The 4,308-nt window shown below is 43.3% G+C and carries 5 protein-coding genes; 3 read left to right on the top strand and 2 right to left on the bottom strand.

Translation table 11 applies throughout. From position 1 onward, the window contains the following. The first annotated feature begins 574 nt into the window (after nt 1-574). Both F6K37_RS33215 and F6K37_RS33210 read left to right on the top strand, forming a co-directional pair. Nucleotides 575-904, top strand: a complete 330-nt coding sequence (locus tag F6K37_RS33215; RefSeq protein WP_008177667.1) for a hypothetical protein — start codon at nt 575-577, stop codon at nt 902-904. A gap of 48 nt (nt 905-952) precedes the next feature. Next, nucleotides 953-1,531 carry a hypothetical protein gene (locus F6K37_RS33210; RefSeq protein WP_008177665.1) on the top strand — a complete coding sequence of 193 codons (579 nt, stop codon included), beginning with the start codon at nt 953-955 and terminating at the stop codon, nt 1,529-1,531. A gap of 150 nt (nt 1,532-1,681) precedes the next feature. On the opposite strand, the gene F6K37_RS33205 is transcribed toward F6K37_RS33210, so the two are convergent. Together F6K37_RS33205 and F6K37_RS33200 are read right to left on the bottom strand one after the other, a co-directional pair. Next, entirely contained in the window at nt 1,682-2,491 is an 810-nt protein-coding gene (locus tag F6K37_RS33205) for a hypothetical protein (protein WP_008177664.1), read from the bottom strand. A gap of 313 nt (nt 2,492-2,804) precedes the next feature. Continuing rightward, nucleotides 2,805-3,605, bottom strand: a complete 801-nt coding sequence (locus F6K37_RS33200) for a type 1 glutamine amidotransferase (RefSeq protein ID WP_044491798.1) — start codon at nt 3,603-3,605, stop codon at nt 2,805-2,807. 497 nt (nt 3,606-4,102) lie between these two features. On the opposite strand from F6K37_RS33200, the gene F6K37_RS33195 reads away from it, so the two are divergent. Beyond that, nucleotides 4,103-4,308 (top strand): prolipoprotein diacylglyceryl transferase family protein (locus F6K37_RS33195; RefSeq protein ID WP_287254929.1); only part of this gene is annotated, 206 nt, incomplete at its 3' end.

Genomic DNA, 4,308 nt, shown 5'->3' with positions numbered 1-4,308 from the left:
TTCCTGAACTACTGCTGACTTTTTCAGCTGGTCACCCACCAGGAGGTATTGACTCAAACTATTACTCTGACTAATTTGTCAGTTTTACTGAGATCTAGTCTACCGTACTTTTAAAAGAGCCGCACCCAATTAAATTCGCCACGGGTCGCACCTCTGCATCGCTTACAAAGGGTGTGAGACTTTTGTCATGTCCTAACTGCCCTGGCGACTGCTATATATTTTATTCTATCCCACTCTCCCAGTCCGACCGTTGGTTGTTCTCGGACAAAAGATGATGTTAAACGTCAGGCAAGAAGATATCGATTTTGCCTGCAAGCCTTTTCCCTTTTCACCCTCTTCCATTTCTGGTGAGTGATTGGTATACATCAACTCAAACACAACAAAAACGCAATCGCAAACATCCAAACTTCATCCTTAAACTATAGCATCAATTCAGTAATTTTTCGTACACTTTAGGCGTTCGGTGAAGAGGACTGTGAACCATGAATAACCCTAGGATAACGACCGCCATTGATTACTGAATTGGGATCCTAGTAAGCCTTATTTCTATATCTCAATCAACTTAACTATACTTATGAACCATCGTTATTGGAGAACCTTTATCGAAGCAGCTGCTCTCACTACCTGCCTGATGTTTGTCAATGGGATTCCCCCAATGACTGAAAATTTTATCTCTGGAACCCTGATAAATAATAAGTTTTTCCAGAATTATAAGGATGGGGTTAAGGAAGTAGTCGCTCAACAATCTACTTACCCGTTGAATATTTCATCACTATCATTCTTAGGGAGCGTAGATAGTTTACCTGAAACCTTATGGCATGTCAAGTTTAACCAATTAACAGCATCAACGGTTAGCGGGGAATATTTCATTGATTCTGCCTTCAGCTTAGGAAGTTTTCAATGATGCTATTCATAGGTTTATTAGACTATAAATAGATAATCAGGAGTTAAAATGTTACAAGTGTGTCTACAGCAATCCTGGCCCCAGGATAAACCAATTAGCAAAATTATATTTCCAGCAATTTTACCAAGCAGCTTGGGAAATTTTGCCACCTTATGCTTGATGTTATCTCCAGAAGAAATTCAGTATTATCTATTCAGCAAGCCCCACAGTCAATTTGTCTTCATCAATTCGCCTCATCCGATGCTACTATGGGTTACTGTACTTCAGTCTAAAGCACAGGACTCTCGGTTACTCCCTTGTTATCTAGACTTGAAAACCTCGAAAGTTCAGACCATTACTCGTTGCTTAGCAGATAAAGGCTTCTATCGACTACTTTTGTTTTCCACTGAAGAACCACAACGCTGTAACCAGGTAATGACCGTAACGCTTAAACCCCAACAATGCCAAATGTTACAAGAGTCGGCTAATACTGGTCAAACCTCACAACCTATAGCTCAACCCATAGTCAGCAGACGCATACTAAAGCTCAAATTTGAACAACTAAAATCCCAACTGTTGAATAAATGGGATGCTCTGGACAGGTTTAATTACCCAACCCAGCCAGAACTTGCTCATTCCATTTCCTAGTTCCTAGCTTTTTATAACCTTAGGTAGTATTATATCATTGCTAGTATGATATAATTTACCGTTGAATACTTATCATTGTGGCCAGCTGGCTGATTAGTCATTAGTTATTCGGTACATATGACAAATAACAAACTAATTATCGAGATTTTCCTAATTGTTCACAATTGGCAAAAACTCCTTTCTCTGTGATGAATATTCCCAGGCAATTCCGTCTGGATCTTTACTTTGACTCCATTGTGAAAAGTCGGCATCAGATTTACGTTTACCAACTGTGCTGGCATGAACATTCAGTCGCTTGGCTAATTCGGCTTGGATCAGAGGTTGATAAACTTTCTTATCCTGCTTCTTTTTGACCCGGTTTTTTTGATCACCTGAAGCGTCAGCAGTCAAGGCAGCTAGTTTAGAGGCAACAGATTCTTGTGATCGTGGATTTTCTTGCAGTTTTGGGATGTCATTGCTAGAGAACTCATCTTGTTGGAGCTGTAGTTCCAAAGACGGGGTTGCTTGACTGGTGTTGGATTCACTCTCAGGCTCGAAGGAGGATTCACTTTCAGGGTCGAAGGAGGGTTCACTCTGATCAAAGATACTACCGAGAGCGCTAGCAGTCAGAAAGTAATAAACAGTGCCAATGTCATCATAGGTTTTACTCTGAGCTCCAAACTCCTCTGCCTTTTTGTCTAAATACTGTTTGGCTGCAGTTCCAGAAATATCCGCCTTGATCGACAAGTCCATGGGTGTCAGACAGCCTTGGTTATCTTTAATCAGTTGATTGAAGAAGGGATTAACTTTCCGAGTCCACTTCTGCCATTGATATTGCTGCCAAAGCCTGATGATGATAATCAAGATTAGCATTGCCAGTACGATCGGCCATGCCTTTAGCAACAGAACCATCACCAATGCGAAGGGGATGATTAGAATGAGAATTCCAGTGGCACTGCTATCGATTACTTTTCCAGTCATCTGACTTTACGGGGTAGGGAAACCGCGTCTGTCTTGGTGCGCGTTCCCATGGCGAGGGAACCTCGCCGGGGTCGCACCGCTTTTTAAAGCGCGGAGGAACTACGAAACCAGCGGTTTTAACCGCCGTCAAAGAACCTCATCCCTCGCTCAAGTGCTTGGGAGGGGGTATAGTTAATAGTTTATTCGTTTACGAGGCATTGAGGGGCTATCCACTCAAGTCGGGACTGTGGATGATTAGTAATTGGTAAACATTTCTACTATTACCGATTACCGATTAGCCGTAAGAGTCACGACTTCTTGCTACTAGTCCTAGTCAACTCAGGTTAGTCAGGGCAAGACGTTTAAACATCGCCACCCTTGCCTTGGTTGCTAAGGTATCATCCAGTGGTTCTAAGGACACTGGTATATCATACTTTTGCTTGAGGGCAGTTTGGATCAGCCAATCAGCAAGAAAGGGGTTTTTCGGTAACAGCGGACCGTGGGAGTAGGTTGCGATCGCATTTCGATAAAATGCTCCTTCTGTGCCATCTTCCCCATTGTTACCATATCCTTTGACCACTTGAGCTAGGGGTTCGACATTACCTAAATAGGTACGACCACCGTGATTTTCAAAGCCAATCACTACTGGATTTTTCCCCAGCATAGCCTTTAAGTCTTGGGCTAGGGGTGATGCAGTAATCTCAAATACCACATTACCAATGCAACGGCGAGCATCTACGCCAGGATGCTTGCTGACCAAATCCAGCAACCCTAATCCCTGAATCCGCTTACCTAGAGCGGGTTCATAGTAGTTACCTAGCAATTGAGGTGAGCCACAGGTAAATACTCCCGGTACACCTGCTTCAATTTTTTCTTGTAGGGCATTGGCTTTGCTACCTTGTAAGTCTCGCATAACAATTTCTTGCTGTCTATCTTGAGCACCACCACCCATGAAGATATCCACTTTATAGAATTGCTCAGCAGGGGTTTGCTGATCCAGGGGGATTAGATTGACTCTAATGCCTCGCCACTGGGTTCGTTGTTGTAAGCAGATGACATTACCACGATCACCGTAGGTACTCATTAGGGTAGGGTAAAGCCAGCCTATAGTTAATTCTAGTTGTTCGGAATTCATCTTGGGTTGAAGGTGATTTGGTTGTTGGCCTTTGGGGTCCCTGGTCGGGTAGGTTGAACGCGATGGACGGAGTCCCGCAATCGAGCGATCGCGTGGCCTTTTGGCCAAGGTCAGAAGGTTGTTCGCAAAGCGTGACCGAAGGTCAAGGTTTTTCTATGGATAAGTTACGCTAATTTCTTGGAATCACAAAACTTTGACAACTATATAGTCCATTTATACTGTCTGCTGAGCAGTTATAGGAGAAGCTGATCTAAGCCTTTGCTTCCCACCATCGCACTCCAGATTAGGAAATGCTAGAGAGCTGGTCAAGTAATAGAAGTTGACAAAATTAGCAATAGCTAGACCAAGCACTTGTACAGGATATTTCTATCACCTGACCACCCCATTATCCCATTATCCCATTACCCCATCATCAATTTACTTAGTTTTCTGATGACTTAACCGATGCTGTAGGAGACTACAATGAAATTTGTGGTTTGCTGCCTATGGATAAATCAATGCTGCAAGCAATCTCTCATCTAACCCTAGGGTTCCAATTTGCAAGTCCCGGGCCAATAATCGTTGAACTCGGACCGGTAACAATCCGCTGGTACGGACTATTGATTGCCTCAGCAGTGTTAATTGGAGTTAGCCTTTCCCAATACCTAGCCAAGAGTCGTAACGTTAACCCAGATTTGTTGGGCGACTTGGCTATCTGGCTGGT

It is taken from the genome of Moorena sp. SIO4E2 (assembly GCF_010671945.1).
Classification (GTDB): Bacteria; Cyanobacteriota; Cyanobacteriia; order Cyanobacteriales; family Coleofasciculaceae; genus Moorena; species Moorena producens.
This window is presented reverse-complemented; position numbering and strand designations above follow the sequence as displayed.

Excerpts from the sequence above, each read along its gene's own strand:
- F6K37_RS33215 (WP_008177667.1), top strand. The coding sequence starts at position 575 with ATGAACCATCGTTATTGGAGAACCTTTATCGAAGCAGCTGCTCTCACT.
- F6K37_RS33210 (WP_008177665.1), top strand. The coding sequence starts at position 953 with ATGTTACAAGTGTGTCTACAGCAATCCTGGCCCCAGGATAAACCAATT.
- F6K37_RS33205 (WP_008177664.1), bottom strand. The coding sequence starts at position 2,491 with ATGACTGGAAAAGTAATCGATAGCAGTGCCACTGGAATTCTCATTCTA.
- F6K37_RS33200 (WP_044491798.1), bottom strand. The coding sequence starts at position 3,605 with ATGAATTCCGAACAACTAGAATTAACTATAGGCTGGCTTTACCCTACC.